This window comes from Pseudomonas sp. MF6747, from assembly GCF_963890955.1.
Taxonomy (GTDB): domain Bacteria; phylum Pseudomonadota; class Gammaproteobacteria; order Pseudomonadales; family Pseudomonadaceae; genus Aquipseudomonas.
Genome location: NZ_CAWPSZ010000005.1, coordinates 107,311 through 132,737 on the forward strand (window position 1 = coordinate 107,311; position 25,427 = coordinate 132,737).

23 protein-coding genes are annotated in these 25,427 nt (G+C 60.5%); 11 read left to right on the forward strand and 12 right to left on the reverse strand.

The window, feature by feature from the left end; translation table 11 throughout:
• Positions 1-125 precede the first annotated feature (125 nt).
• Entirely contained in the window at positions 126-476 is a 351-nt protein-coding gene (locus AACW30_RS06765) for a glutaredoxin family protein (protein WP_119738521.1), read from the reverse strand.
• On the reverse strand, positions 476-1,480 hold the full coding sequence (yejK, locus tag AACW30_RS06770; RefSeq protein WP_106579474.1) for a nucleoid-associated protein YejK: 1,005 nt from the start codon (positions 1,478-1,480) through the stop codon (positions 476-478). Before yejK ends, AACW30_RS06765 begins: the two co-directional genes overlap by 1 nt.
• A gap of 394 nt (positions 1,481-1,874) precedes the next feature.
• On the opposite strand from yejK, the gene AACW30_RS06775 reads away from it, so the two are divergent.
• Positions 1,875-2,156: an HU family DNA-binding protein gene (locus AACW30_RS06775; protein ID WP_003188840.1), complete on the forward strand. Its 282-nt coding sequence runs from the start codon at positions 1,875-1,877 to the stop codon at positions 2,154-2,156.
• Between the two features lie 116 nt (positions 2,157-2,272).
• Here AACW30_RS06775 and rlmF read toward each other — a convergent pair whose 3' ends face one another.
• The 5 genes from rlmF to AACW30_RS06800 all read right to left on the reverse strand — a co-directional run bounded on the left by rlmF (position 2,273) and on the right by AACW30_RS06800 (position 8,952).
• Positions 2,273-3,292 (reverse strand): 23S rRNA (adenine(1618)-N(6))-methyltransferase RlmF, encoded by a 1,020-nt coding sequence (rlmF, locus tag AACW30_RS06780; RefSeq protein ID WP_179678145.1) that lies wholly within the window; start codon positions 3,290-3,292, stop codon positions 2,273-2,275.
• Between the two features lie 238 nt (positions 3,293-3,530).
• Complete coding sequence (locus AACW30_RS06785) at positions 3,531-6,377, reverse strand: valine--tRNA ligase (RefSeq protein WP_200624560.1); 2,847 nt, start codon at positions 6,375-6,377, stop codon at positions 3,531-3,533.
• A 210-nt stretch (positions 6,378-6,587) separates the two neighbouring features.
• Positions 6,588-6,974 (reverse strand): DNA polymerase III subunit chi, encoded by a 387-nt coding sequence (locus tag AACW30_RS06790; protein ID WP_200624617.1) that lies wholly within the window; start codon positions 6,972-6,974, stop codon positions 6,588-6,590.
• Between the two features lie 7 nt (positions 6,975-6,981).
• On the reverse strand, positions 6,982-7,410 hold the full coding sequence (locus AACW30_RS06795) for a DNA polymerase III subunit chi (protein ID WP_200624561.1): 429 nt from the start codon (positions 7,408-7,410) through the stop codon (positions 6,982-6,984).
• 51 nt (positions 7,411-7,461) lie between these two features.
• Positions 7,462-8,952: a leucyl aminopeptidase gene (locus AACW30_RS06800; protein ID WP_200624562.1), complete on the reverse strand. Its 1,491-nt coding sequence runs from the start codon at positions 8,950-8,952 to the stop codon at positions 7,462-7,464.
• A gap of 282 nt (positions 8,953-9,234) precedes the next feature.
• Here AACW30_RS06800 and lptF point away from each other — a divergent pair, with 282 nt between their 5' ends.
• The 10 genes from lptF to tadA all read left to right on the forward strand — a co-directional run bounded on the left by lptF (position 9,235) and on the right by tadA (position 19,761).
• The gene (gene lptF, locus AACW30_RS06805; RefSeq protein WP_106579468.1) at positions 9,235-10,353 is read left to right on the forward strand and encodes an LPS export ABC transporter permease LptF; all 1,119 of its coding nucleotides are present in this window, start codon (positions 9,235-9,237) and stop codon (positions 10,351-10,353) included.
• Positions 10,346-11,425: an LPS export ABC transporter permease LptG gene (gene lptG / locus AACW30_RS06810; RefSeq protein ID WP_106579467.1), complete on the forward strand. Its 1,080-nt coding sequence runs from the start codon at positions 10,346-10,348 to the stop codon at positions 11,423-11,425. Before lptF ends, lptG begins: the two co-directional genes overlap by 8 nt.
• Before the next feature lie 151 nt (positions 11,426-11,576).
• Positions 11,577-13,376, forward strand: a complete 1,800-nt coding sequence (gene lepA / locus AACW30_RS06815) for a translation elongation factor 4 (protein ID WP_003210439.1) — start codon at positions 11,577-11,579, stop codon at positions 13,374-13,376.
• Between the two features lie 5 nt (positions 13,377-13,381).
• A complete protein-coding gene (lepB, locus tag AACW30_RS06820) occupies positions 13,382-14,236 on the forward strand; it encodes a signal peptidase I (RefSeq protein ID WP_106579465.1) in 855 nt (284 codons plus the stop codon).
• Between the two features lie 152 nt (positions 14,237-14,388).
• Entirely contained in the window at positions 14,389-15,078 is a 690-nt protein-coding gene (rnc, locus tag AACW30_RS06825; protein ID WP_094951369.1) for a ribonuclease III, read from the forward strand.
• The gene (gene era / locus AACW30_RS06830; RefSeq protein WP_005785147.1) at positions 15,071-15,973 is read left to right on the forward strand and encodes a GTPase Era; all 903 of its coding nucleotides are present in this window, start codon (positions 15,071-15,073) and stop codon (positions 15,971-15,973) included. The genes rnc and era overlap by 8 nt, the downstream gene beginning before the upstream one ends.
• A gap of 162 nt (positions 15,974-16,135) precedes the next feature.
• Positions 16,136-16,819 carry a DNA repair protein RecO gene (recO, locus tag AACW30_RS06835; protein WP_106579464.1) on the forward strand — a complete coding sequence of 228 codons (684 nt, stop codon included), beginning with the start codon at positions 16,136-16,138 and terminating at the stop codon, positions 16,817-16,819.
• A gap of 51 nt (positions 16,820-16,870) precedes the next feature.
• Entirely contained in the window at positions 16,871-17,617 is a 747-nt protein-coding gene (gene pdxJ / locus AACW30_RS06840) for a pyridoxine 5'-phosphate synthase (protein WP_200624563.1), read from the forward strand.
• 270 nt (positions 17,618-17,887) lie between these two features.
• The gene (locus AACW30_RS06845; RefSeq protein ID WP_200624564.1) at positions 17,888-19,264 is read left to right on the forward strand and encodes a multicopper oxidase family protein; all 1,377 of its coding nucleotides are present in this window, start codon (positions 17,888-17,890) and stop codon (positions 19,262-19,264) included.
• On the forward strand, positions 19,264-19,761 hold the full coding sequence (tadA, locus tag AACW30_RS06850) for a tRNA adenosine(34) deaminase TadA (RefSeq protein WP_124416513.1): 498 nt from the start codon (positions 19,264-19,266) through the stop codon (positions 19,759-19,761). The genes AACW30_RS06845 and tadA overlap by 1 nt, the downstream gene beginning before the upstream one ends.
• A 139-nt stretch (positions 19,762-19,900) precedes the next feature.
• Here the strand turns inward: tadA and cmoB are convergent, their stop codons facing one another.
• From cmoB to lon, 5 genes are all read right to left on the reverse strand, one after another.
• Complete coding sequence (gene cmoB, locus AACW30_RS06855; protein WP_119738540.1) at positions 19,901-20,857, reverse strand: tRNA 5-methoxyuridine(34)/uridine 5-oxyacetic acid(34) synthase CmoB; 957 nt, start codon at positions 20,855-20,857, stop codon at positions 19,901-19,903.
• On the reverse strand, positions 20,854-21,597 hold the full coding sequence (cmoA, locus tag AACW30_RS06860; protein ID WP_106579459.1) for a carboxy-S-adenosyl-L-methionine synthase CmoA: 744 nt from the start codon (positions 21,595-21,597) through the stop codon (positions 20,854-20,856). Before cmoA ends, cmoB begins: the two co-directional genes overlap by 4 nt.
• A 36-nt stretch (positions 21,598-21,633) precedes the next feature.
• Positions 21,634-22,290, reverse strand: a complete 657-nt coding sequence (locus AACW30_RS06865; RefSeq protein ID WP_106579458.1) for a lysoplasmalogenase — start codon at positions 22,288-22,290, stop codon at positions 21,634-21,636.
• Position 22,291: 1 nt separating this feature from the next.
• Entirely contained in the window at positions 22,292-22,681 is a 390-nt protein-coding gene (locus AACW30_RS06870) for a protease inhibitor I42 family protein (protein ID WP_106579457.1), read from the reverse strand.
• 203 nt (positions 22,682-22,884) lie between these two features.
• Positions 22,885-25,308, reverse strand: coding sequence for an endopeptidase La (gene lon / locus AACW30_RS06875; protein WP_106579456.1), 2,424 nt, complete (start codon positions 25,306-25,308; stop codon positions 22,885-22,887).
• Between the last annotated feature and the right edge of the window lie 119 nt (positions 25,309-25,427).

Here is a 25,427-nt window from a genome sequence, read left to right on the forward strand (position 1 = left end):
GAGCAAAATGTGGGAGCAGGCTTGCCCGCGAAGGCGGTGGATCAGTCAATACAGGTAACAACTGACACTCCGCTTTCGCGAGCAAGCCCGTCCCCACATTAGTTCTGCAGTGTTTTGCAGATCAGCTATTTCAACGCGGCCATGATCGCTTCAGGGTTGAACTCGCGAATCAGCGTGCCGTTCACGTCCACAAACGGAATCCCGCCACCGCCCAATGCCTCATAGGTTGTGCGCGCCTGGGCATCCTTCTCAATGTCCAGCGCCTGGTACGGAATGCCTTTCTGGTCCAGAAAACGTCGGATCTGCTTGCAGTAGCCACACCACTCGGTGGAATACAGCACCACACGCGCCGATGTGCGCACTTGCTCCGAAACCACCTGCGAGGGGTTGAACAGCCGCTCGATCTTGCCCCAGTTCTGGATCACCACCACGACCAGCAACACCAACAGGACTTTCTTGAAGACCCCGCCGAGCATCAGTTACGGCGCTTGAGCTGGTCAGTCAGTTGGGTCGGCAGGCCTTTGATGATCAAAGTGCCGGCGGCTTCGTCGTACTCGATCTTGTCGCCCAACAGGTGCGCTTCAAAACTGATGGACAAGCCTTCGGCGCGACCGGTGAAGCGGCGGAACTGGTTGAGAGTGCGTTTGTCTGCCGGGATTTCCGGCGACAGGCCGTAATCCTTGTTGCGGATATGGTCGTAGAACGCTTTCGGCCGATCTTCATCGATCAATCCCGAAAGTTCTTCCAGGCCCATGGGCTCGCCGAGTTTGGCCTGGCTGCTGGCGTAGTCCACCAGGGTTTTGGTCTTTTCGCGGGCAGATTCGTCGGGCAGGTCTTCGCTCTCGACAAAGTCGCTGAACGCCTTGAGCAGGGTACGGGTTTCGCCCGGGCCGTCGACGCCTTCCTGGCAGCCGATAAAGTCGCGGAAGTATTCCGAGACCTTCTTGCCGTTTTTGCCCTTGATAAACGAGATGTACTGCTTGGATTGCTTGTTGTTCTGCCACTCGGACACGTTGATTCGCGCCGCCAGGTGCAGTTGGCCCAGGTCCAGGTGGCGCGAGGGGGTCACGTCCAGCTCATCGGTCACCGCCACGCCTTCGCTGTGGTGCAGCAGGGCGATCGCCAGGTAGTCGGTCATGCCTTGCTGGTAGTGGGCAAACAACACGTGGCCGCCGGTGGACAGGTTGGACTCCTCCATCAGCTTTTGCAGGTGCTCGACCGCCGTGCGGCTGAAACGGGTGAAATCCTGACTGCCGTCGAAATATTCCTTCAACCAGCCGCTGAACGGGTGCGCGCCGGACTCGGCGTGGAAGAAACCCCAGGCCTTGCCTTGTTTGGCGTTGTAGCTCTCGTTGAGGTCGGCAAGCATGTTCTCGATGGCGGCCGACTCGGCAAGCTCCGAATCGCGGGCATGCAGAACTGCGGGTGTGCCGTCGGGTTTTTTGTCGATCAGGTGGACGATGCAGTGACGGATCGGCATAGGCTTCTCGGCTGGTTGAAGGGGAGCGGTAAGCCTCCCCAAAAAGTCGCCAGTGTACCGCACCCATTGGCCATGACGCGCTTGGAAGGCTGTTTTGGGCGACCTCCCACGGGCTATATGCCTTTTTTTCACGGTTTAGAGCGATAAAGCTGACCAAATGGGTATGTTGAGGCGGATATTTCCCCGTCTCTGTGCTAGTTTTGCCCCGTCTTACGCCAAGACTCGGCGTTAAGCGTGCATTCAGCATCTGTCAGGTCGAACCAATCCCCGTTTCAAGCATCTATAACCCCGATCCCGTGGTTATGGCCGGGGGTGCCAGGCCTTGACGGTCAGGCTCGACGGCTGACACTGCACTCTGCAATCCATATGAATTTGATAGGGAAGGAACACCACAATGGCTATTACTAAAGACCAACTGATCGCTGACCTGGCTGAAGCAGTAGACGCACCGAAAACTACCGTGCGCGCTCTGCTGGACCAACTGAGCCAAGTTGTTGCTGATCAGCTGGAAAACGGCGGCGAAATCACTCTGCCAGGCGTTGGCAAACTGAAAGTGACTGAGCGTCCAGCCCGTACTGGCCGTAACCCTTCGACTGGCGCTGCCATCGAAATCGCTGCCAAGAAAGTTATCAAGCTGGTTGTGGCCAAAGGCCTGACCGACGCTGTTAACAAGTAAGACGCAGCAAAAAAAACCGTGCTCCGGAGCAATCCGGGCACGGTTTTTTGTTGCCTGCGATTTGACTGCAGTGGCGGTTCAGCCGGGGCGAGGGAGCAAGCGCCCTCGCCACTGGTTCAGTCGCGCACCCAGCGCTGACGCCAGATCTGCTGCTCGTTCTTGGTCTGGAAGGTCCAGGCCACGAAGCGGCTTTGCTTCTGGCCCTGGGACATTTCCACCACCTGGCTTTCAAGGACGCCGGCTTTTTTGAGGGCTGTCTGGATCGCGGGCAAGTTCGACGCTTTTGACACCAGGGTGCTGAACCACAGCACCTTGTGGGCAAAGTGCGCACTTTCGGCGATAAGCTGCGTGACGAAGCGCGCTTCACCGCCCTCACACCACAGCTCCGCCGACTGGCCACCGAAGTTCAGGACCGGCAACTTGCGCTTGGGGTCGGCCTTGCCCAGGGCGCGCCACTTACGCTCGCTGCCTTTGGTAGCCTCTTCCATGGACGCGTGGAATGGCGGGTTGCACATGGTCAGGTCAAAGCGTTCGCCCGGCTCCAGCAGGCCCAGCAGGATCTGCTTGGGGTTGGGTTGCTGACGCAGTTGGATAACTTTGCTCAGGTCATTGGACTGTACGATGGCCTTGGCGGCGGACACCGCAATAGGGTCGACTTCGGAGCCGAGGAAGTTCCAGCGGTACTCCATATACCCAATCAACGGGTAGACGCAGTTGGCGCCCATGCCGATGTCCAGCACCTTGACGATTGAACCGCGCGGGATCTTGCCGTCGTTGACGCTGGCCAGCAGGTCGGCCAGGAAGTGCACGTAATCGGCGCGCCCCGGCACCGGCGGGCACAGGTAGTCCGCCGGAATGTCCCAATGCTGGATGCCATAGAACGCCTTCAACAGCGCCCGGTTGAACACCCGCACTGCGTCCGGGCTGGCAAAGTCGATGCTCTCTTTGCCGTACGGGTTGATGATCACAAATTGCGCCAGTTCCGGCGTGGTCTTGATCAGCGCCGGGAAGTCGTAACGGCCTGTGTGGCGGTTGCGCGGGTGCAGGGTTGCCTCTTTGCGCGGTGCCACGGGTTTGGCCGGGGCGGCGGATTTAGGCTTCTTGCGCGACGGTTTAGGTGTGCTGGGGGCGGTCATGTTGATTCTGGTGTTGGCTCAAAGTGGTGGGCATTGTCACACATCCTGAGACCCTCTCGGGCAAATGTGGGAGGGGGCTTGCCCCCGATTGCGGTGTGAGAGTCAAAAATATTCAGACTGATACACCGCCATCGGGGGCAAGCCCCCCCCCCAAATTGACTGGATCGCCAGCAAGGATTGGAAAATTCCCGGCAAAAAAAAGAGGCCCGAAGGCCTCTTTTTTTACACGGGGTTCACCTTACAGGCTGGAAATCCGCGCATGTTGCTCCGCCAGCTTGCCCAAGGCCTGTTCAGCCTCGGCCAGCTTGGCGCGTTCTTTGTCGATCACTTCAGCTGGCGCCTTGTCGACGAACGCCGCGTTGGACAGCTTGCCGCCCACTCGCTGCACTTCGCCTTGCAGGCGGCCAATTTCCTTGTCGAGACGGGCCAGTTCCGCGCCCTTGTCGATCAGGCCAGCCATCGGTACCAGCACTTCCATGTCGCCGACCAACGCAGTCGCGGACAGCGGTGCTTCGGCGCCATCAGCCAATACGGTGATCGACTCCAGTTTTGCCAGTTTCTTGAGCAGCGCGTCGTTCTCGGTGAGGCGACGCTGATCTTCGGCGCTGGCATTCTTCACGAACACCGCCAATGGCTTGCCCGGCCCGATGTTCATCTCGGCGCGGATGTTGCGCGTGCCGAGCATCAAGGTCTTGAGCCATTCGATATCGTTTTCGGCCGCCTCATCAATGCGCGCTTCGTTGGCCACCGGCCAAGGCTGCAACATGATGGTCTTGCCTTCGATACCGGCCAGCGGCGCGAGGCGCTGCCAGATTTCTTCGGTGATGAACGGCATGAACGGGTGCGCCAGGCGCAGGGCCACTTCAAGCACGCGCACCAGGGTGCGACGGGTGCCACGCTGACGTTCGATCGGCGCGTTTTCGTCCCACAGCACAGGCTTGGACAGTTCCAGGTACCAGTCGCAATACTGGTTCCAGATGAACTCGTACAAGGCTTGTGCGGCCAGGTCGAAACGGAACTGGTCGAGTTGGCGGGTCACTTCGGCTTCAGTGCGCTGCAACTGCGAGATGATCCAGCGATCAGCCAGGCTCAGCTCATAGGCTTCGCCGTTCTGGCCGCAGTCTTCGCCTTTATCCAGCACGTAGCGCGCGGCGTTCCAGATCTTGTTGCAGAAGTTGCGATAGCCTTCGACGCGGCCCATGTCGAACTTGATGTCGCGACCGGTGGACGCCAGCGAGCAGAAGGTGAAGCGCAGGGCGTCAGTGCCATAGCTGGCAATGCCGTCGGCGAACTCGTCGCGGGTCTGCTTCTCGATCTTCTTCGCCAGTTTCGGCTGCATCAGGCCCGAGGTGCGTTTCTGCACCAGGGTTTCCAGGTCGATGCCATCGATGATGTCCAGCGGGTCCAGGACGTTACCCTTGGACTTGGACATCTTCTGGCCCTGGCCATCACGCACCAGGCCGTGCACGTACACGGTCTTGAACGGCACTTGCGGCGTGCCGTCTTCGTTCTTCACCAAATGCATGGTGAGCATGATCATCCGGGCAACCCAGAAGAAAATGATGTCGAAGCCGGTGACCAGCACGTCGGTGGAGTGGAATTTTTTCAGGAACTCGGTCTGTTGCGGCCAGCCGAGTGTGGAGAATGTCCACAGGCCCGAGCTGAACCAGGTGTCCAGTACGTCGTTGTCCTGTTGCAGCGCCACGTCCGGGCCGAGGTTGTGCTTGGCGCGTACTTCGGCTTCGTCGCGGCCAACGTAGACCTTGCCCGACTCGTCGTACCAGGCCGGAATCCGGTGGCCCCACCACAGCTGACGGCTGATGCACCAATCCTGGATGTCACGCATCCACGAGAAGTACATGTTTTCGTACTGCTTGGGCACGAACTGGATACGGCCGTCTTCCACGGCGGCAATCGCAGGTTCAGCCAAAGGCTTGGTGGACACGTACCACTGGTCGGTCAGCCACGGCTCGATGACGGTGCCGGAGCGGTCGCCTTTCGGGACTTTCAGTGCGTGGTCGTCAACGCTCACCAGCAAACCGGCAGCGTCGAAGGCCGCCACGATCTGCTTGCGCGCTTCAAAACGGTCGAGACCGGCGTATTCGGCCGGGATCTTGCCGTCGATGCTCTCGTTCAGCGTGCCGTCGAGGTTGAATACCTGGCAGGCCGGCAGGACAGCGGCGTTTTTATCGAAGATGTTCAGCAGCGGCAGGTTGTGGCGCTTGCCGACTTCGTAGTCGTTGAAATCGTGGGCCGGGGTGATTTTCACGCAGCCGGTGCCGAATTCAGGGTCGCAGTAATCATCCGCGATGATCGGGATGCGACGACCCACCAGCGGCAGTTCGACGAACTTGCCGATCAGCGCCTGGTAGCGCTCGTCGTTCGGGTTAACCGCGACGGCGGCGTCGCCCAGCATGGTTTCCGGACGAGTGGTGGCGACGATCAGGTAGTCGTTGCCTTCGGCGGTCTTGGCGCCATCGGCCAGCGGGTACTTGAGGTTCCACAGGAAGCCTTTCTCGTCGTGGTTTTCCACTTCGAGGTCGGAAATCGCCGTGTGCAGCTTGGTGTCCCAGTTGACCAGACGCTTGCCGCGGTAGATCAGGCCGTCTTCGTGCAGGCGCACGAAGGCTTCTTTCACGGCTTCCGACAGGCCGTCGTCCATGGTGAAGCGCTCACGGCTCCAGTCTACGGACGACCCCAGGCGACGGATCTGACGGCTGATGTTGCCGCCGGACTGGTCTTTCCATTCCCAGATTTTTTCCAGGAATTTCTCGCGACCCAGGTCATGACGGTTCTGGCCGGTGGCTTCGAGTTGGCGTTCCACCAGCATCTGGGTGGCGATACCGGCGTGGTCGGTGCCCGGTTGCCACAGGGTGTTGCGGCCCTGCATGCGGCGGAAACGGATCAACGCATCCATGATCGCATTGTTGAAGCCATGGCCCATGTGCAGGCTGCCAGTGACGTTCGGTGGCGGAATCATGATGGTGTAGGAATCACCCGCGCCTTGCGGAGCGAAATAATTCTCGGACTCCCAGGTCTCGTACCAGGAAGTTTCAATAGCGTGCGGCTGGTAGGTCTTATCCATGCGCGGCGGGACCCTAGTTGGCATTAATTCAGGAAAGCCGGCAAGTATAACGGGGGATAGGGCGCAGGGCGAGGCGAAGACAGGCTTGAGGCGTACGCCAAGCAAATGTCAGAGGGGGCTTGCCCCGATAGCAGTGGGTCAGTAACGGATAAGCTGGCTGACCCGCGCTATCGGGGGCAAGCCCCCTCCCACGGTAGAGCCAGGTGTGGCTCAGGACTGATATTGGCTGAGCAACCGCTCCATGCGCGCATCCAGGCGGCGTTTGATCTCGGTTTCGATATGCGGAGCAAAGTCGTCGATCACATCCTGCATGATCAACTGCGCAGCGGCGCGCAACTCATTGTCCAGATGCAGCAGCAAGGCGTCGGGCGCTTTTTCTGCGGCGGGTACGGGCTGTGCCACGGGAGCGGCAGCGACAGGCTCAGGCGCAACGGGCTTGCCGCTGACCATGTCGAACAACAGCGGAATCTGTACCTCGGCGTCGACCGTTTCGGTCAGCAGCGGCGGTTGCAAGCCATCATCACCGAGCAACTGACGGATCGACTCGAGGTCGTCCAGCAGGTGGTCGTCTTTTTTTATAGGGTTTGGCGTGTCCATCATGTACTCAAAGTCGTTGTAGCCGGTGATCCTGCAGAGAATAGCCCTGTTCGCGGTAGAAACGGAAACTCTCCCGCGCGGCCTGACGAATAGCCGGATCTTCCACCACCACTTCTGCCACACGGGCAAATGCCTTGGCAAAGGCGGGTACTTTCAGGTCCAGGTTGACCAACAGGTCTTTGTGATCGCCGCAGCTCTCACCCAGGCCCAGCACAACCAGGCCTTCGGGTTCGGACTCGGCAGGGCCGTGCGGCACGAAGCTTTCACCCTTGAAGCGCCATAAGCGCGCATCGAGGTCGTCACGTTGGGCGCCATCGCTGCAATGCAGGTAGATGCGGTGGCCCATGCGCCAGGCTTTTTCGGTGAGCTTGCAGGCAAAGTCCAGGCGCGCGGAAGGATCGGCGCTGGGCAATATATAGAAGTCGACTTGGGTCATTGCGGTTCCTGAGACCGGAGCGGCGTGAGGGCCGCCCCGGAATCTTCAGTTTCAGGCTTTGGCGCGGTCCAGCAGGTATTGGGTCAGCAGTGGCACCGGACGGCCAGTGGCGCCCTTGTCCTTGCCGCCGCTGGTCCACGCCGTGCCGGCGATGTCCAGGTGAGCCCAGTTGAGGTTTTTGGCAAAGCGCGACAGGAAGCAGGCCGCGGTGATGGTGCCGGCTTTCGGGCCGCCGATATTGGCGATGTCGGCGAACGGGCTGTCCAGCTGCTCTTGATATTCATCGAACAGCGGCAGTTGCCAGGCGCGGTCGTCGGCAGCCTTGCCGGCGCTGAGCAGTTGCTCGATCAACTCGTCGTTGTTGCCCAGCAGGCCCGAAGTGTGGGCGCCCAGGGCAACCACGCAGGCACCGGTCAGGGTGGCGATGTCGATCACGGCCTGGGGCTTGAAGCGTTCGGCGTAGGTCAGCGCATCGCACAGCACCAGACGGCCTTCGGCGTCGGTGTTGAGAATTTCGACGGTCTGGCCGCTCAGGGTGGTGACGATATCGCCAGGACGGGTCGCGCCGCCGCTCGGCATGTTCTCGGCACACGCCAGGATGCACACCAGGTTGATCGGCAGCTTGAGCTCGAGGACGGCACGCAGGGTGCCGAACACGCTGGCGGCGCCGCCCATGTCGTACTTCATCTCATCCATGCCTGCGCCCGGCTTGAGGCTGATGCCGCCGGTGTCGAAGGTGATGCCTTTGCCGACCAGCGCGTAAGGCTTCTCGGACTTCTTGCCGCCGTTGTATTGCATCACGATCAGGCGTGGCGGCTGGTCGCTGCCCTGGCCCACGGCATAGAAGGAGCCCATGCCCAGGTCCTTGATTTTTTTCTCGTCCAGCACCTCAACCTTCAGGCTCTTGAATTCTTTGCCCAGTGCCTTGGCTTGTTCGCCCAGGTAAGTCGGGTGGCAGATATTCGGCGGCAGGTTACCCAGGTCGCGGGTGAACGACATGCCGGCGGCGATGGCCTGGGCGTGGGTCACGGCGCGTTCGACTTCAGCCTGGGCGGCCTTGATGGTCAGCAGGGTGATTTTTTTCAGGGCGCGCGGTTCGGCTTTCTGGCTCTTGAACTGGTCGAAGACGTAGCTGCCATCCACCAGGCTCTCGGCCAGCAGCCGGGTCTTGCCGTAGCTGTCACGGCCTTTCACGACGATTTCATCCAGAGCCAGGGCTGCATCGCTGCCGCCCAGGCCCTTGAGGGTGTTGAGAATGCCGCTGATGATCTTGCGGAACGGACGGTCGCCCAGTTCGGCGTCCTTGCCAACGCCCACCAGCAATACGCGGTCGGCTTTAAGGTTGGGCAGGCTCTGCAGCAGCAGGCTTTGGCCGACTTTGCCGGCCAGGTCGCCGCGCTTGAGCACGGCGCTGATCGCGCCACCGCTGAGTTCATCCAGTTGCTTGGCGGCGACGCCGAGCTTGCGGCCTTCGCCGACAGCGACCACGAGGGTGGCGGTTTTCAACGTTTCGGGGCTAACGCTTTTTACAACCAATTCCATTTTCGGGTCCCTTATAAAGGTCTGTGAGCCTGAGTCTGTACCCAGGCTTTAAAGCGTGGCAGCTCTGTAAACCGCCAGCGACAAAGGCCGCAGTTTGAACCTCGCCGGCGGAGCCTGACAACCCTTGCCGCGTGCTTTGTGCACGCGTATGAGCAAGCACCGTGACAGGCGCGGTCAATCACAGGATAATGCGCCATCTTTTTAGCCGGCCCGTGCAAACGGGTCGACTCGGTATGCTTGCTTGTTTGGCCGCCTTAGCCTGACAACCCTGGAGTGTCTGGTTTGATCGTCTTCCGTTATCTGTCCCGCGAAGTCCTGTTGACCCTGAGTGCCGTGAGTGCGGTATTGCTGGTCATCACCATGAGTGGTCGTTTCGTCAAATTCCTGGCCCAGGCCGCTTCGGGCGCTCTGGATCCGGGCTCGCTGTTCCTGATCATGGGCTTTCGCCTGCCGGGCTTTTTGCAACTGATCCTGCCACTTGGCCTGTTTCTCGGCATTTTGCTGGCCTATGGCCGGCTGTACCTTGAGAGTGAAATGACTGTGCTGTCGGCCACCGGCATGAGCCAGCAGCGTCTGCTGGCCATGACCATGGTGCCGGCCACCGGCGTTGCCCTGGTGGTGGCATGGCTGAGCATGAGCCTGGCGCCTCAGGGCGCCATGCAGTTCCAGCTGCTGCTGAACAAGCAAGATGCGATGACTGAGTTCGACACCCTTGAGCCTGGGCGCTTTCAAGCGCTGAACGATGGCACGCGGGTGACCTACACCGAGACCATGACGGATGACCGTGCCAACCTGGGCGGCGTGTTTATTTCGCAGAAAAATCTCGGGCAGAACCAGAAAGACCGTGGCATTTCGATTCTGGTGGCCAACAGCGGGCGCCAGGAAGTACGACCTGATGGCAGCCGTTACCTGATCCTGGAAAATGGCTACCGCTACGACGGCAGCCCTGGCCTCGCCGATTATCGGGCGATCAAGTACGACACTTATGGCGTCATGCTTGCCAGGCCAGACATCAGCGAAGAGGTCACTGACCGCGATGCGCTGCCGACATCGTCGCTGTTCAACAATAAGGAACTGCGTTCCATCGCCGAGCTGCAATGGCGGCTGTCGCTGCCGCTGCTGGTATTTATCGTGACGTTGATGGCCGTGCCGCTGTCGCGCGTCAACCCGCGTCAGGGTCGCTTCCTCAAGCTGTTGCCGGCAATTTTGTTGTACATGGCCTACCTGACCCTGCTGATTTCCGCCCGTGGTTCCATGGAAAAAGGCAAGTTGTCGCCGGCCCTCGGCCTGTGGGGCGTGCACGGGATCTTCCTGTTGATCGGCCTGGGGCTGCTCTACTGGGAACCTATCCGTTTGAAAATGAAGAGCCGTCGTGGCCTGAAGGAGTTGGCTCGTGGCTAAGCTCGATCGCTACATTGGTAGCAGCGTACTGATCGCCATTCTGGCGGTATTGGGCATTATTCTCGGCCTGGCCTCGTTGTTCGCCTTTATTGACGAAGTGGGCAACGTCACCGACACCTACACCGTCATGGATGTGTTGAGTTACGTGGCGCTGACTGCGCCGCGCCGGCTCTACGACATGATGCCGATGGCCGCGCTGATCGGTTGCCTGATCGGGCTGGGCAGCCTGGCCAGCAGCAGCGAACTGACCATCATGCGCGCCGCCGGTGTCTCGATCGGGCGTATTGTCTGGGCGGTAATGAAGCCCATGCTCCTGCTGATGGCGTGCAGCGTGCTGATCGGCGAGTACGTGGCGCCGCCGGCCGAAGCCACCGCTCAGGCCAATCGCGCCCTGGCCCAGGGCTCGGGGGATGCGCAAAGCGCCAAGCACGGCCTCTGGCACCGTCAGGGGGATGAGTTCATCCACATCAACGCCGTGCAGCCGGGCGGCTTGTTGGTGGGCGTGACGCGTTATACGTTCGACAAGGAACGGCACATGCTGACCTCCAGTTTCGCCAGGCGCGCGCAATACGACGCCGAGAAATGGACGCTGAGTGACGTCACCACCACGTACTTCCGCAATGTCGGCCAGGGCACCAAGGCCAGCACCGAAGTGATCAATGTGCCGAGCGAGCAATGGGATATCGCCCTGAAGCCGGAACTGCTCAACACGGTGGTGATGATCCCGGAGAGCCTGCCGATTACCGGTTTGTGGAGCTATATCCACTACCTCAAGGATCAGGGCCTGAATAATGGCCGCTACTGGCTGGCGTTCTGGGTCAAGGTGCTGCAGCCGGTGGTCACCGCCGCGCTGGTATTGATGGCGATCTCGTTCATCTTCGGCCCGTTGCGTTCCGTGACCCTCGGTCAGCGGGTGTTCACCGGCGTACTGGTGGGCTTTACCTTCCGTATCGCGCAGGACTTGCTCGGTCCGTCGAGCCTGGTGTTCGGTTTCTCGCCGCTGTTTGCGGTGCTGGTGCCGACAGCGATTTGCGCCCTGGCCGGGTTCTGGCTGTTGCGCCGCGCGGGTTGATACTGCGCTTATGAACAAAAAATGCCCCGTTCGAGAGATCGGGGCATTTTTGTTCTGGTCAGCAAAGATGACGTCTGGCCTGAGCATCAGGTACAATTCCCGGCTATTTTTCAGCGGGCAATCTGCCTGCAGCCTTTTTGAGTGTTGATCCGTGAGTGATTTGAGTCATATCCGCAATTTCTCCATCATCGCCCACATTGACCATGGTAAGTCGACGCTGGCCGATCGATTCATCCAGATGTGCGGCGGCCTTGCCGAGCGTGAAATGGAGGCCCAGGTACTGGACTCCATGGACCTCGAGCGCGAGCGCGGGATCACCATCAAGGCGCACAGCGTTACCCTGTACTACACCGCCAAAGACGGTATCAAGTACCAGCTCAACTTCATTGACACCCCGGGCCACGTTGACTTCACCTATGAAGTCAGCCGTTCCCTGGCGGCCTGTGAAGGTGCGTTGCTGGTAGTGGACGCGGGCCAGGGCGTCGAAGCCCAGTCCGTGGCCAACTGCTACACCGCCATCGAGCAAGGCCTTGAGGTCATGCCGGTGCTGAACAAGATCGACCTGCCTCAGGCCGATCCGGACCGGGTCAAAGAAGAGATCGAGAAGATCATCGGCATTGACGCCACCGACGCCGTCGAGTGCAGCGCCAAGACCGGCCTGGGCGTCGACGAAGTGCTCGAGCGCCTGGTCAAGACCATCCCCGCACCTACCGGCAACTACGAAGATCCGCTGCAAGCGTTGATCATCGACTCCTGGTTCGACAACTACCTGGGCGTTGTTTCCCTGGTACGTGTACGCCACGGCCGTGTGAAGAAGGGCGACAAGATCCTGGTCAAGTCCACCGGCAAGATCCACCTGGTAGACAGCGTCGGCGTGTTCAACCCGAAACACACCGCCACCACCGACCTGAAAGCCGGTGAAGTGGGCTTCATCATCGCCGGCATCAAAGACATTCACGGTGCACCGGTCGGTGACACCCTGACCTTGAGCTCCACCCCTGATGTAGACGTGTTGCCGGGTTTCAAACGCATCCAGCCGCAGGTTTACGCCGGCCTGTTCCCGGTCAGCTCCGACGACTTCGAAGACTTCCGCGAAGCCCTGCAGAAGCTGACGCTCAACGACTCGTCGTTGCAGTACACCCCGGAAAGCTCCGACGCGCTGGGCTTTGGCTTCCGCTGCGGGTTCCTGGGCATGCTGCACATGGAGATCATCCAGGAGCGCCTTGAGCGCGAATACGACCTGGACCTGATCACCACCGCGCCAACGGTTATTTTTGAGCTGGCGCTGAAAACCGGTGAAACGATTTACGTCGACAACCCGTCCAAGCTTCCGGATCTGTCCTCCATCGAGGACATGCGCGAGCCGATCGTGCGGGCCAATATTCTTGTGCCGCAGGAACACCTGGGCAACGTCATTACCCTGTGTATCGAAAAACGTGGCGTACAACACGACATGTTGTTCCTCGGTACCCAGGTGCAAGTGACCTACGATTTGCCGATGAACGAAGTGGTCCTGGACTTCTTCGACCGTCTCAAATCCACCAGTCGCGGCTATGCTTCGCTGGATTACCATTTCGATCGTTACCAATCGGCTAATCTGGTGAAACTGGATGTGCTGATCAACGGCGACAAGGTAGATGCACTGGCACTGATCGTGCACAAGGACAACGCGCACTACAAAGGTCGGCAGTTGACCGAAAAGATGAAAGAACTGATTCCGCGCCAGATGTTCGACGTCGCGATCCAGGCCGCCATTGGCGGGCAGATCATTGCACGGACCTCCGTCAAGGCTCTCAGAAAGAACGTACTGGCCAAATGCTACGGCGGTGACGTAAGCCGTAAGCGCAAGCTGCTTGAGAAGCAAAAGGCCGGTAAAAAACGCATGAAGCAAGTGGGCAACGTGGAAATTCCACAAGAAGCCTTCCTTGCGGTGCTCAGGTTGGATAGTTAGGTCCTATGTCACTAAATTTCCCGCTGTTGCTGGTCATCGCCGTTGCCGTTTGCGGTCTCCTGGCGTTGCTCGATCTGGTGTTCTTCGCCCCGCGTCGGCGGGCGGCTATCGCTTCCTATCAGGGCAGCGTCAGCCAGCCCGATGCGGTGGTGGTCGAGAAGCTGAACAAAGAGCCTCTGCTGGTTGAATACGGCAAGTCGTTCTTCCCGGTGTTGTTCATCGTGCTGGTGCTGCGTTCGTTCCTGGTGGAGCCGTTTCAAATCCCTTCGGGGTCGATGAAACCGACCCTGGACGTGGGTGACTTCATCCTGGTGAACAAGTTTTCCTACGGGATCCGCCTGCCGGTGCTCGACAAGAAAGTCATCCCGGTCGGTGACCCGCAGCGCGGCGATGTGATGGTGTTTCGCTACCCAAGCGACCCGAACGTCAACTACATCAAGCGTGTCGTCGGGCTGCCGGGCGACGTGATCCGCTACACCAGCGACAAGCGTCTGTTCATCAATGGTGAGTCGGTGGCCGAGAAACTGATCGGCGCCGAACCGAACACCTTGGGCAGCGCCGAGCTGTACCAGGAAAAACTCGGCGCGGTAGAGCACGAAATCCGTAAGGAAATGAGCCGCTACCGTGCGATGCCTGATGGCGAATGGAAAGTGCCTGCCGGGCACTACTTCATGATGGGCGACAACCGCGACAACTCCAACGACAGCCGTTACTGGGATGACCCCAATATTCCCAAGGACCTGCTGGGCATGGTTCCCGACGAGAACATTGTCGGCAAGGCCTTTGCGGTCTGGATGAGTTGGCCGGAACCCAAACTCAGCCACCTGCCGAACTTCTCGCGGGTCGGGCTGATCAAGTAATACAGGCGGCGCTGTGAACACAGCGCCGAATGCTTTTCTGGGGTTCGGACAATGCGTCGTCCGGCTTCATGCGGCACCAACCAGGATTTGAATTTGAACACTGCGTCAATCGTCGATGGCCGCCGGTGCCACCAACTAGATATGGATAAACCGTGACCGTTTCTCTAAGTCGTCTCGAGCGTCAGCTCGGCTACACCTTCAAGGACCAGGAATTGATGGTCCTTGCCCTCACACACCGCAGTTTTGCAGGGCGTAATAACGAGCGCCTGGAATTTCTCGGTGATGCCATCCTCAACTTCGCCGCCGGTGAGGCGCTGTTCGAGCGTTTCCCGCAAGCGCGCGAAGGCCAGCTGTCACGCCTGCGTGCGCGGCTGGTGAAAGGCGAGACCCTGGCCGTGCTGGCCCGCGGTTTCGGCCTGGGCGAATACTTGCGCCTGGGTTCCGGTGAACTGAAAAGCGGTGGCTTTCGTCGCGAGTCGATCCTGGCTGATGCCCTCGAAGCGTTGATCGGTGCGATCTACCTGGATGCAGGCATGGAGACGGCCAAGGAGCGCGTGGTGGCCTGGCTGGCTTCGGAGATCGAGAGCCTGACGCTGGTCGACACCAACAAAGATCCCAAGACCCGCTTGCAGGAATTCCTGCAGTCGCGCGGTTGTGAACTGCCACGCTACGAAGTGGTGGATATCCAGGGTGAGCCGCATTGCCGCGTATTCTTCGTGGAATGTGAAATCACCTTATTGAATGAAAAAAGCCGAGGTCAGGGTGTGAGCCGTCGTATTGCCGAACAGGTAGCGGCCGCTGCAGCACTGATTGCCCTGGGCGTGGAGAATGGCCATGACTGATTCAACCGCAACACGCTGTGGCTATGTTGCCATCGTCGGCCGTCCGAACGTGGGCAAGTCCACGCTGCTGAACCACATCCTGGGCCAGAAGCTTGCGATCACTTCGCGCAAGCCGCAGACCACCCGTCACAACATGCTGGGCATCAAGACCGAAGGCAACGTGCAAGCGGTCTATGTTGATACCCCGGGCATGCACAAAGGCGGCGAGAAAGCCCTGAACCGCTACATGAACAAGACCGCTTCGGCGGCGTTGAAAGACGTCGACGTGGTGATCTTCGTGGTTGACCGCACCAAGTGGACCGACGAAGACCAGATGGTTCTTGAGCGCGTGCAGTACGTCACCGGCCCGTTGATCGTCGCGCTGAACAAGACCGACCGCATCGAAGACAAAGCCGAGCTGATGCCGCACCTGACCTGGCTGCAAGAGCAACTGCCGAACGCCCAGATCATGCCGATCTCGGCCCAGCACGGTCACAACCTTGAGGCCCTGGAGCGCGTGATCGCGGGTTACCTGCCCGAGAACGAGCACTTCTTCCCGGAAGATCAGATCACCGACCGCAGCAGCCGTTTCCTCGCCGCTGAACTGGTGCGCGAGAAAATCATGCGCCAGATGGGCGCCGAGCTGCCGTACCAGATCACCGTCGAAATCGAAGAGTTCAAGCAGCAGGGCAAAACCCTGCATATTCATGCGCTGATCCTCGTCGAGCGTGACGGCCAGAAGAAAATCATCATTGGCGACAAGGGCGAGCGCATCAAGCGCATCGGCACCGAAGCGCGCAAGGACATGGAATTGCTGTTTGATTCCAAGATCATGCTCAACCTGTGGGTGAAGGTTAAGGGTGGTTGGTCCGATGACGAGCGCGCGCTGCGCTCCCTGGGCTACGGCGACCTGTAGGGTCTTGAATACACCACAGGGCTGAAAATGTGGGAGGGGGCTCGCCCCCGATAGCGGTGGGTCAGTTAACAAAAAGTGACTGACACACTGCCATCGGGGGCAAGCCCCCTCCCACATTAGGTTTGTGTAGTTTTCAAAAATGCATTGCAGCAGTGAGCATCCATGTCCCAACCCACCAGCCAACTCGCCTACGTCCTGCACAGCCGCGCCTACCGCGAGACCAGCGCGTTGGTGGACTTCCTCACGCCCCAAGGCCGCCTGCGCGCAGTCTTGCGCAGCGCGCGGGGCAAGGCGGGTACGCTGGCACGGCCGTTCGTGGCCCTGGACGTGGAGTTTCGTGGAAAGGGCGAACTGAAAAACGTCGGTCGTCTGGAAAGTGTCGGCAACTCCGCCTGGCTCAATGGTGAAGCCTTGTTCAGCGGCCTGTACCTCAACGAGCTGCTGATCCGCCTGCTGCCCGCCGAAGACCCACACCCTGGGGTCTTCGATCACTACGCCGCGACGCTCATTGCGCTGGCCGAAGGCCGCCCGCTGGAACCGCTGCTGCGCGCCTTCGAATGGCGCCTGCTCGACGACCTGGGCTACGGTTTTGAATTGAGCAACGACCTGCACGGCGACCCCATCGCCGCAGACGGCATGTACCGCCTGCAAGTCGACGCCGGCCTGGAACGTGTTTACCTGCTGCAACCCGGCCTGTTCCAGGGCACCGAGTTGCTGGCCATGAGCGAAGCCGACTGGACTGCCCCTGGCGCCTTGTCTGCGGCCAAGCGCTTGATGCGCCAGGCGCTCGCCGTGCACTTGGGCGGGCGGCCGCTGGTCAGTCGCGAGTTGTTTCGAAAGCCCTGACAACCCCGTGTATGCTGTGCGGCGTTTCTATCCCTTTTCAGGAGCGCTTCCGTGAGCACCAGCAATCGCATTCTTCTTGGCGTCAACATCGACCACGTCGCTACCCTGCGCCAGGCCCGGGGCACCCGTTACCCTGATCCGGTCAAGGCTGCGCTGGACGCCGAGGAAGCGGGCGCCGACGGCATCACCGTGCACCTGCGCGAGGACCGCCGCCACATCCAGGAGCGCGATGTGTTGCTGCTCAAGGACGTGCTGCAAACCCGCATGAATTTCGAAATGGGCGTCACCGAAGAAATGATGGCGTTCGCTGAACGCATCCGCCCGGCGCATATCTGCCTGGTGCCCGAAACGCGCCAGGAGCTCACCACCGAAGGCGGCCTCGATGTCGCCGGCCAGGAAGCGCGGATCAAGGCTGCGGTGGAGCGCCTGTCGAAGATCGGCAGCGAAGTCTCGCTGTTCATCGACGCCGACGAGCGTCAGATCGAAGCCTCGCGCCGTGTTGGCGCGCCGGCCATCGAACTGCACACAGGCCGCTATGCCGATGCCACCACACCCACCGAAGTCGCTGACGAACTGCAGCGCATTGTCGACGGCGTAACGTGCGGCCTCAATGAAGGGCTGATCGTCAACGCCGGCCATGGTTTGCACTACCACAACGTTGAAGCCGTGGCTGCGATCAAGGGAATCAACGAACTCAACATCGGCCACGCGCTGGTGGCGCACGCGTTGTTCGTCGGTTTCAAAGGCGCAGTGGCCGAGATGAAAGCGCTGATTCTGGCTGCTGCCGGCTCCAAGTGAGCGCAGTCTAAAAATCACTGAAGATCAAAATGTGGGAGGGGGCTTGCCCCCGATAGCGGTGTGTCAGTCAGCCTATCTGTGCTGACCCACTGCAATCGGGGGCAAGCCCCCTCCCACAGTGATTTTCGGTGTGTCCAGAGTTGTAGTTACCCAGCCAAACCCTTTGAATTCAGCCATGCGGCAATGCGAAGCCTTACTGTTTAGCCGGGTCAGGTGTATCGTATCTGCCCTTTGCGGGCCTCTGGCCTGCGGCAGATACGTGAGGTTGTTGTGTCCCGATCCTTTTCCCGTCGACAAATCCTGGGTGGTCTCGCGGGCCTGGCCGTAGTGGGCGTCGGTGCCGGTGGCGGCTATCGCTACTGGCTGGGGAAAGTTGCCGAGGCTGAAGCCGGGCACGATTACGAACTGATCGCCGCGCCGCTGGACGTGGAACTGGTGCCAGGTCACAAAACCGAAGCCTGGGCATTTGGCCTCTCGGCGCCGGGCACCGAGTTGCGTGTGCGCCAGGGTGAGTGGCTGCGGGTGCGCTTTATCAACCACTTGCCGGTCGCCACCACCATTCACTGGCACGGCATCCGCTTGCCGCTGGAAATGGACGGCGTCCCTTACGTCTCGCAGTTGCCGGTGTTGCCCGGCGAATACTTCGATTACAAATTCCGCGTGCCGGACGCCGGCAGCTACTGGTATCACCCGCACGTAAACAGCAGCGAAGAACTCGGCCGTGGCCTGGTGGGCCCGCTGATCATCGAAGAGCGCGAGCCTACCGGTTTCAAACACGAACGCACCTTGAGCCTGAAAAGCTGGCACGTGGACGAAGAGGGCGCCTTCGTGGCGTTCAGCGTACCCCGTGAAGCCGCGCGTGGCGGCACCGCCGGGCGCCTGTCGACGATCAACGGCGTGCCCCAGGCGGTGATCGATTTGCCGGCCGGGCAAATCACCCGCGTGCGCCTGCTCAATCTCGACAACACGCTGACCTATCGCATCAACATTCCCGACGTCGACGCGCAGATCTACGCGCTGGACGGCAACCCCGTCGAGCCGCGCCCATTGGGCAAGGAATACTGGCTGGGCCCGGGCATGCGTATTTGTCTGGCGATCAAGGCACCGCCTGCCGGTGAAGAACTCTCCATCCGCAACGGTCCGGTGCGCCTGGGCACTTTTCGCTCCGTCGCCAATACCGATGCGCCCACCGAATGGCCGCCGGCGCTGCCCGCCAACCCGATCGCCGAGCCGGACCTGGCGAATGCCGAGAAACTCAACTTCAATTTCGAATGGGTCGGTACGGTGTCGGTCGATGACGGCAAACCGCCGAGCTTGTGGCAAATCAACGGCAAGGCCTGGGACATCACCGACAAGACCTGTGCCGACCGCCCGATTGCCAAGCTTGAGAAGGGCAAAAGCTACATTTTCGAATTGAAGAACATGACCCAGTACCAGCACCCGATTCACCTGCACGGCATGAGTTTCAAGGTGATCGCCTCGAACCGCCACAAGGTGATCCCGTACTTCACCGACACTTACTTGCTGGGCAAGAACGAACGCGCGCGCGTGGCGTTGGTGGCGGATAACCCGGGGGTGTGGATGTTCCATTGCCACGTGATCGATCACATGGAAACCGGCCTGATGGCCGCCATCGAGGTGGCGTGATGCGCCAGATTCGCCCAACGGCGATTATCGACCGCAGCCGCGATCAGCACTTCATGCGCGAAGCCCTGGCCCTCGCCGCTCAAGGCGCCGCCCTCGGCGAAGTGCCCGTGGGCGCTGTGCTGGTGCAGGACGGTGAAATCATCGGTCGGGGGTTCAATTGCCCGATCAGCGGCAATGACCCCAGCGCCCACGCCGAAATGGTCGCCATCCGCGCCGCCGCGCAGGCGATCAGCAACTATCGCCTGGTCGGCAGCACGCTGTATGTAACGCTGGAACCGTGCAGCATGTGCGCGGGCCTGATCGTGCATTCGCGCATCGCGCGGGTGGTGTACGGCGCGCTGGAGCCCAAGGCTGGGATCGTGCAAAGCCAGGGGCAGTTTTTTACCCAGGGGTTTCTCAACCATCGGGTGCTGTTTGAAGGCGGGGTGTTGGCTGAGGAGTGCGGGACGGTGTTGAGTGAGTTCTTCAAGGCCAGAAGAGCCAAGCCCACACTCTAACGAACACTGAAAACCAATGTGGGAGCTGGCTTGCCTGCGATAGCGGTGCGTCAGTCACTGATCAATTGACTGAAAGATAGCTATCGCAGGCAAGCCAGCTCCCACATTTTTATCTCTGTTTAAGCAGGGAAATCAGAGCTCACTTCTTCGCGATAATCACCGCCCGCATCGGCGCCGGCAGCCCTTCAATCGTCTTGCTGTGATCCTCGGGATCGAGGAAATCACTCAACGACTGATACTTCATCCACTCCGTCCCGCGCTGTTCTTCAACCGTGGTCACGCTCACATCCACACAACGCACCTCACTGAAGCCCGCACGCCGTAGCCACAGCATCAACGCCGGCACCGACGGCAGGAACCACACGTTACGCATCTGAGCGTAGCGGTCTTCCGGCACCAGCACTTGCTGCTGATCGCCTTCCACCACCAGGGTTTCCAGCACCAGTTCGCCGCCTTTGACCAGGCAATCTTTCAACGCCAGCAAATGCTCGATCGGCGAGCGCCGGTGATAGAACACGCCCATGGAAAATACCGTGTCGAAGCCTTCCAGGTTCGGCGGCAGGTCCTCAAACGGGAACGGCAAGTGCCAGGCCTTCGGCTCGTTCAGGTAGCGTTGTACAGCCTGGAACTGGCAGAAAAACAGCCAGTTCGGGTCCACGCCAATCACGCTGTCGGCACCCGCGCCGAGCATGCGCCACATGTAGTAGCCGTTGCCGCAACCCACATCGAGGATGCGCTTGCCGTTCAAATTCAGGTGCGGGGCAACCCGCGTCCACTTCCAGTCCGAACGCCATTCGGTGTCCACATGCACGCCAAACAGGTTGAACGGGCCTTTGCGCCACGGGCTCAGGCCCATCAGCGCAGTGCGCATCTGTGCGCGGGTGGCGTCGTCGCAATCGGTATCAAGGGTCAGGCCATTGAGCAAATCGACTTCGCTGGGCTGGATCTGCGGCAGCGCATCCAGCGCACTCTGCCAACGCTCCAGGTCGCCATGACCCTTTTCCATCTTGCTATCGAGTTGCGCTTGCAGGCCTTGGGCCCAAACGGCCAACGGAGTGCCGACCAGATGGCGGGCGAGGGGGGACAGATCAATCATGGCAAGGCAATCAACGAGGCAAAGTTAAGACACTGGAACCACGGCACGACTTTCGAGAACCCGGCCGCCAACAGGCGTTCACGGTGTTCTTCGAGGCTGTCAGGCTTCATGACGTTTTCGATGGCGCTGCGCTTCTGGGCGATTTCCAGTTCGCTGTAGCCGTTGGCGCGTTTGAACGCGATGTGCAGGTCGGTGAGCAATGCGTGCTCTTGCGGGTCGTTGAACCGCAGTTTTTCCGAGAGGATCAACGCGCCGCCCGGCAGCAGCGACTGACGAATGCGCCCGAGCAGTGCCAGGCGTTCGTCAGGGGCGATAAATTGCAGGGTGAAGTTCAGCGCCACCACCGAGGCCGGTTGGAACTGCAGCGCGAGGATATCGCCCTCGATCACCTCAACCGGCAGCAACTCCTGGAACATCGAGTCCTGGCCATTGAGGTATTCGCGGCAGCGCTCGACCATCGCTGCCGAGTTATCCACGGCGATTACCCGGCACCCGTCGGTGCGCACATGGCGGCGCAGCGCCTGGGTGACCGCGCCAAGGGACGAGCCCAGGTCGTAGAGCACGCTGTTGGGTTGCGCAAACTGCGCGGCGAGCACGCCGAGGTTCTCGACGATGGTCGGGTAACCGGGCACCGAGCGCTTGATCATGTCCGGGAACACCCGCACCACGTCCTCGTTAAAGGCGAAGTCCGGCACCTGGGGCAGGGGCTGGGCGAATAGGCGATCGGGTTCTTTGCTCACGGTTGTTCCGGCGACGAGGGGGGAAAGGCCGGCATTTTAGCCAAATTGGCCCTCGTGTGCGCGGGTTGTCTGATGGAAAGCCGAGGCGGTGATGCCCCACTGTCCCAGCCAATACGTGCTGATCAACAAATAGGGCGCCGCCTCAAAGGCGACCACGAACCGATTGATACCAATCAGCGTGTCGGAAAACACAAACGACACCGCACCCGCCGCCGCCAGCAGGGCCGAGCGCTTGGGCACCTCACTGCCCAGTCGCGCCAACGCACGCCAGAGCATGGCGCTGATCACCAGCGCATACACCACCACCGGAATCAGCAACTCGCCCAGGCCATGGGCAATCAGAACGCTCAGCAGAATCGCGCCCACGCCCAGTGCCAATACCAGTGGCAACAACGCCAAGCGCCGGCAATCGCTGAAATAGGCTTTTAAATACGCCAGATGCGCAAACAGGAAGGCGCCCAGGCCGAAGATAAACAGGTCGCCCGGCCACGCGAGCAACACGTCGCCCACCAGGGAAAAAATCAGCCCCAGGCTGATCCAGCGTCGATAGTCGGTGGGCGGCGCGTCATGCAGCCAGCCCAGCAACGCCAGCACCGGCAACGGTTTGACCAGCAGGCACAATAACGCCGCGTGGGTGCTCAAACCGTAGACAAAGGTGCCGGCGCCCATCAACGCAAGAATCAGCCAAGGCATATCAGTTCACCGTGATGGCGCAGTCGAAGGTTTCGGCAGGCTCGGCTTCCGGTTCCCAAGGTTGCTGGGAGGTCAGGCGCAAACGGCCCTGGCCGGCCGCGAAGGCCTGGAAACGCCAAGTGGATTGGCCGCCACCGCCGATCACACCGGACTCGGTGCTGCTGTAAACCTCAGGGCTGAGTGCACGCAGCACGCCGCCGGCGGAATCCTGGATGGCCCAGCGATAGCCGGTGGTGGGGTTGCTCGGCAAGGTGAGGATCAGGTTTTGCCCGGTTTTAAGCTGGAGCGGGCAGGCGCTCTGGTTTTCCACTGTGACGTTTTGCTTGGGGGCACTGGCGCAGGCGGCCAGCAGGGCAAGGCTCAAGGGGAGAAGCAGGCGGGCAGCGGTCATGAGGGCTCCGTTGTATGGCGACGAAGGGCGAGCATAACCGAAGATGAGACAAGGTGTGACAAGGCGGGCTTTTGTGTTGGCAGGTCTGGCCTGATCGGCGGCAAGCCCACTCCCACAGTTGACCGAGTACATCCTTTGGAATGCAGTCAAATTGTGGGAGGGGGCTTGCCCCCGATCAGGCCAGCTCAGGCGCTAGAGATCTGTCAGAAAAGCACCTTCGCCACATCCGCAAAGCGCTTGGCGAAGTGCACCGTCATGCCTTCTTTCAGGTACTCCGGCAGCTCTTCAAAACTGCCACGGTTGGGCTCCGGCAAAATCAGCTCATGGATCTTCTGGCGCCGCGCCGCAATCACCTTCTCACGTACACCGCCAATCGGCAGTACATGCCCGGTCAGCGTCAGCTCGCCGGTCATGGCCACGCCTTTTTTCGGCGGCTGATTACGCGCCAGCGACAGCAAGGCACTGGCCATGGTCACGCCCGCACTCGGGCCATCTTTGGGCGTAGCGCCTTCCGGCACGTGCAAGTGCACGAAGGCTTCGTCGAAGAACTTCGGATCGCCGCCAAACGACTTGAGGTTGGAGCTGATGTAGCTGTAGGCAATCTCGGCGGACTCTTTCATCACCTCACCCAGTTGCCCGGTGAGCTTGAAGCCACGATTGAGCGTGTGGATGCGCGTCGCCTCGATCGGCAGGGTCGCGCCGCCCATGCTGGTCCAGGCCAGGCCAGTGATCACGCCGGTACCGGACAGCACTTGCTCATTGCGAAACACCGGCATGCCCAAGGAGCTTTCCAGATCCTTGTTGCCGATCTTGATCACCGAGTCCGGCTCGTCCAGCAGCTTGACCACGGCCTTGCGCACCAGTTTGCCCAGCTGTTTTTCCAGCTGGCGCACCCCGGCTTCGCGTGCGTAGCCGTCGATCAGCGCGCGCAGGGCGCCGTCGCTGATGGACAGGCTGTTTTTCGACACACCGGCCTTTTCCAACTGTTTTGGCCACAGGTGGCGCTTGGCGATGGCGACCTTTTCTTCGGTGATATAGCCCGACAGGCGAATCACTTCCATCCGGTCCAGCAGTGGGCCCGGGATCGAATCAAGCGTGTTCGCCGTGCAGACGAACAACACCTTGGACAGGTCCAGGCGCAGGTCGAGGTAGTGATCGAGGAATTCGACGTTCTGTTCCGGGTCGAGGGTTTCCAGCAATGCCGATGCCGGGTCGCCCTGGAAGCTCTGGCCCATCTTGTCGATCTCATCGAGCATGATCACCGGGTTCATCACCTCCACGTCTTTGAGCGCCTGCACCAGCTTGCCCGGCAGGGCGCCGATGTAGGTACGGCGATGGCCCTTGATCTCGGCCTCGTCGCGCATGCCGCCGACGCTGAAGCGATAGAACGGCCGGCCCAGGGACTCGGCGATGGATTTACCCACGCTGGTCTTGCCCACGCCCGGCGGGCCGACCAGCAGCACGATGGAACCGGCGACTTCGCCTTTATAGGCGCCCACCGCAAGAAACTCGAGGATGCGGCTCTTGATGTCATCCAGGCCCGCATGGTGCTTGTCCAGCACCTTGCGTGCGTGTTTCAGGTCGAGCTTGTCTTCGCCGTACACGCCCCACGGCACTGAGGTGGCCCAGTCCAGGTAGTTGCGCGTGACGGCGTATTCCGGCGAACCCGTTTCCAGGATCGACAGTTTGTTCATTTCTTCGCTGATGCGTTTTTGCGCCTGGGTCGGCAGTACTTTGCCCACCAGGCGTTGTTCGAACTGCTCGACGTCCGCGCTGCGGTCGTCCTTGGTCAGGCCCAGCTCCTGCTGGATGACCTTGAGCTGTTCCTTGAGGAAGAACTCGCGCTGGTGCTCACCGATCTTGCGGTTCACTTCGGCAGAGATTTCTTTTTGCAGGCGCGCAACTTCGACTTCCTTGCGCAGCATCGGCAGGACTTTTTCCATGCGCTTGAGCATGGGCACACAGTCCAGCACTTCCTGCAGCTCGTTGCCGGTGGCCGAGGTCAACGCGGCGGCGAAGTCGGTGAGTGGCGACGGGTCGTTGGGGCTGAAGCGGTTGAGGTAGTTCTTCAACTCTTCGCTGTACAGCGGGTTGAGCGGCAGCAGTTCCTTGATCGCATTGATCAGCGCCATGCCGTAGGCCTTGACCTCGTCGGTCGGCTCGGTCGGCTGGTGCGGGTATTCGACTTCCACCAGGTACGGTGGGCGGTGGTGCTTGAGCCAGGTTTTGATGCGCACGCGGGTCAGGCCCTGGGCGACGAATTGCAATTTGCCGTTCTCGCGGCTGGCGTGGTGCACCTTCACCAGCGTGCCGTACAGCGGCAGGCTGGAGGTATCGAAATGGCGCGGATCTTCTGGCGGGGTGTCCATGAAAAACAGCGCAAGGGAGTGGTGGTCGGATTTGCTCACCAGCTCCAGGGTCTCGGCCCACGGTTCTTCATTGACGATGACCGGCAGCACTTGCGCCGGGAAGAACGGCCGATTGTGGATCGGGATGATGTAGACCTTGTCCGGCAGGTTTTGCCCAGGCAGGGCCAGGCCGGTGTTGGACGAAGCCTGGTGTTCAGCGTTTTCGGGGTCGGCGTAATCGTTCAGGTCGATGTCCGGGAATTCTTGCTGGTCGCTCATGGGGCACCTGCATAAGGAAGTATGCAGGTTAGATGGGGCGGGGCAGCGGTGGTTTCAATGGCGGGGCGCAGTTAGCAACAAATTGCATAATATTTTCGAAACACCGCCTTCCCCTGTGG

Excerpts from the sequence above, each read along its gene's own strand:
- AACW30_RS06765 (WP_119738521.1), bottom strand. The coding sequence starts at position 476 with ATGCTCGGCGGGGTCTTCAAGAAAGTCCTGTTGGTGTTGCTGGTCGTG.
- yejK (WP_106579474.1), bottom strand. The coding sequence starts at position 1,480 with ATGCCGATCCGTCACTGCATCGTCCACCTGATCGACAAAAAACCCGAC.
- AACW30_RS06775 (WP_003188840.1), top strand. The coding sequence starts at position 1,875 with ATGGCTATTACTAAAGACCAACTGATCGCTGACCTGGCTGAAGCAGTA.
- rlmF (WP_179678145.1), bottom strand. The coding sequence starts at position 3,292 with ATGACCGCCCCCAGCACACCTAAACCGTCGCGCAAGAAGCCTAAATCC.
- AACW30_RS06785 (WP_200624560.1), bottom strand. The coding sequence starts at position 6,377 with ATGGATAAGACCTACCAGCCGCACGCTATTGAAACTTCCTGGTACGAG.
- AACW30_RS06790 (WP_200624617.1), bottom strand. The coding sequence starts at position 6,974 with ATGGACACGCCAAACCCTATAAAAAAAGACGACCACCTGCTGGACGAC.
- AACW30_RS06795 (WP_200624561.1), bottom strand. The coding sequence starts at position 7,410 with ATGACCCAAGTCGACTTCTATATATTGCCCAGCGCCGATCCTTCCGCG.
- AACW30_RS06800 (WP_200624562.1), bottom strand. The coding sequence starts at position 8,952 with ATGGAATTGGTTGTAAAAAGCGTTAGCCCCGAAACGTTGAAAACCGCC.
- lepB (WP_106579465.1), top strand. The coding sequence starts at position 13,382 with ATGTCACTAAATTTCCCGCTGTTGCTGGTCATCGCCGTTGCCGTTTGC.
- era (WP_005785147.1), top strand. The coding sequence starts at position 15,071 with ATGACTGATTCAACCGCAACACGCTGTGGCTATGTTGCCATCGTCGGC.
- recO (WP_106579464.1), top strand. The coding sequence starts at position 16,136 with ATGTCCCAACCCACCAGCCAACTCGCCTACGTCCTGCACAGCCGCGCC.
- tadA (WP_124416513.1), top strand. The coding sequence starts at position 19,264 with ATGCGCCAGATTCGCCCAACGGCGATTATCGACCGCAGCCGCGATCAG.
- cmoB (WP_119738540.1), bottom strand. The coding sequence starts at position 20,857 with ATGATTGATCTGTCCCCCCTCGCCCGCCATCTGGTCGGCACTCCGTTG.
- AACW30_RS06865 (WP_106579458.1), bottom strand. The coding sequence starts at position 22,290 with ATGCCTTGGCTGATTCTTGCGTTGATGGGCGCCGGCACCTTTGTCTAC.
- AACW30_RS06870 (WP_106579457.1), bottom strand. The coding sequence starts at position 22,681 with ATGACCGCTGCCCGCCTGCTTCTCCCCTTGAGCCTTGCCCTGCTGGCC.
- lon (WP_106579456.1), bottom strand. The coding sequence starts at position 25,308 with ATGAGCGACCAGCAAGAATTCCCGGACATCGACCTGAACGATTACGCC.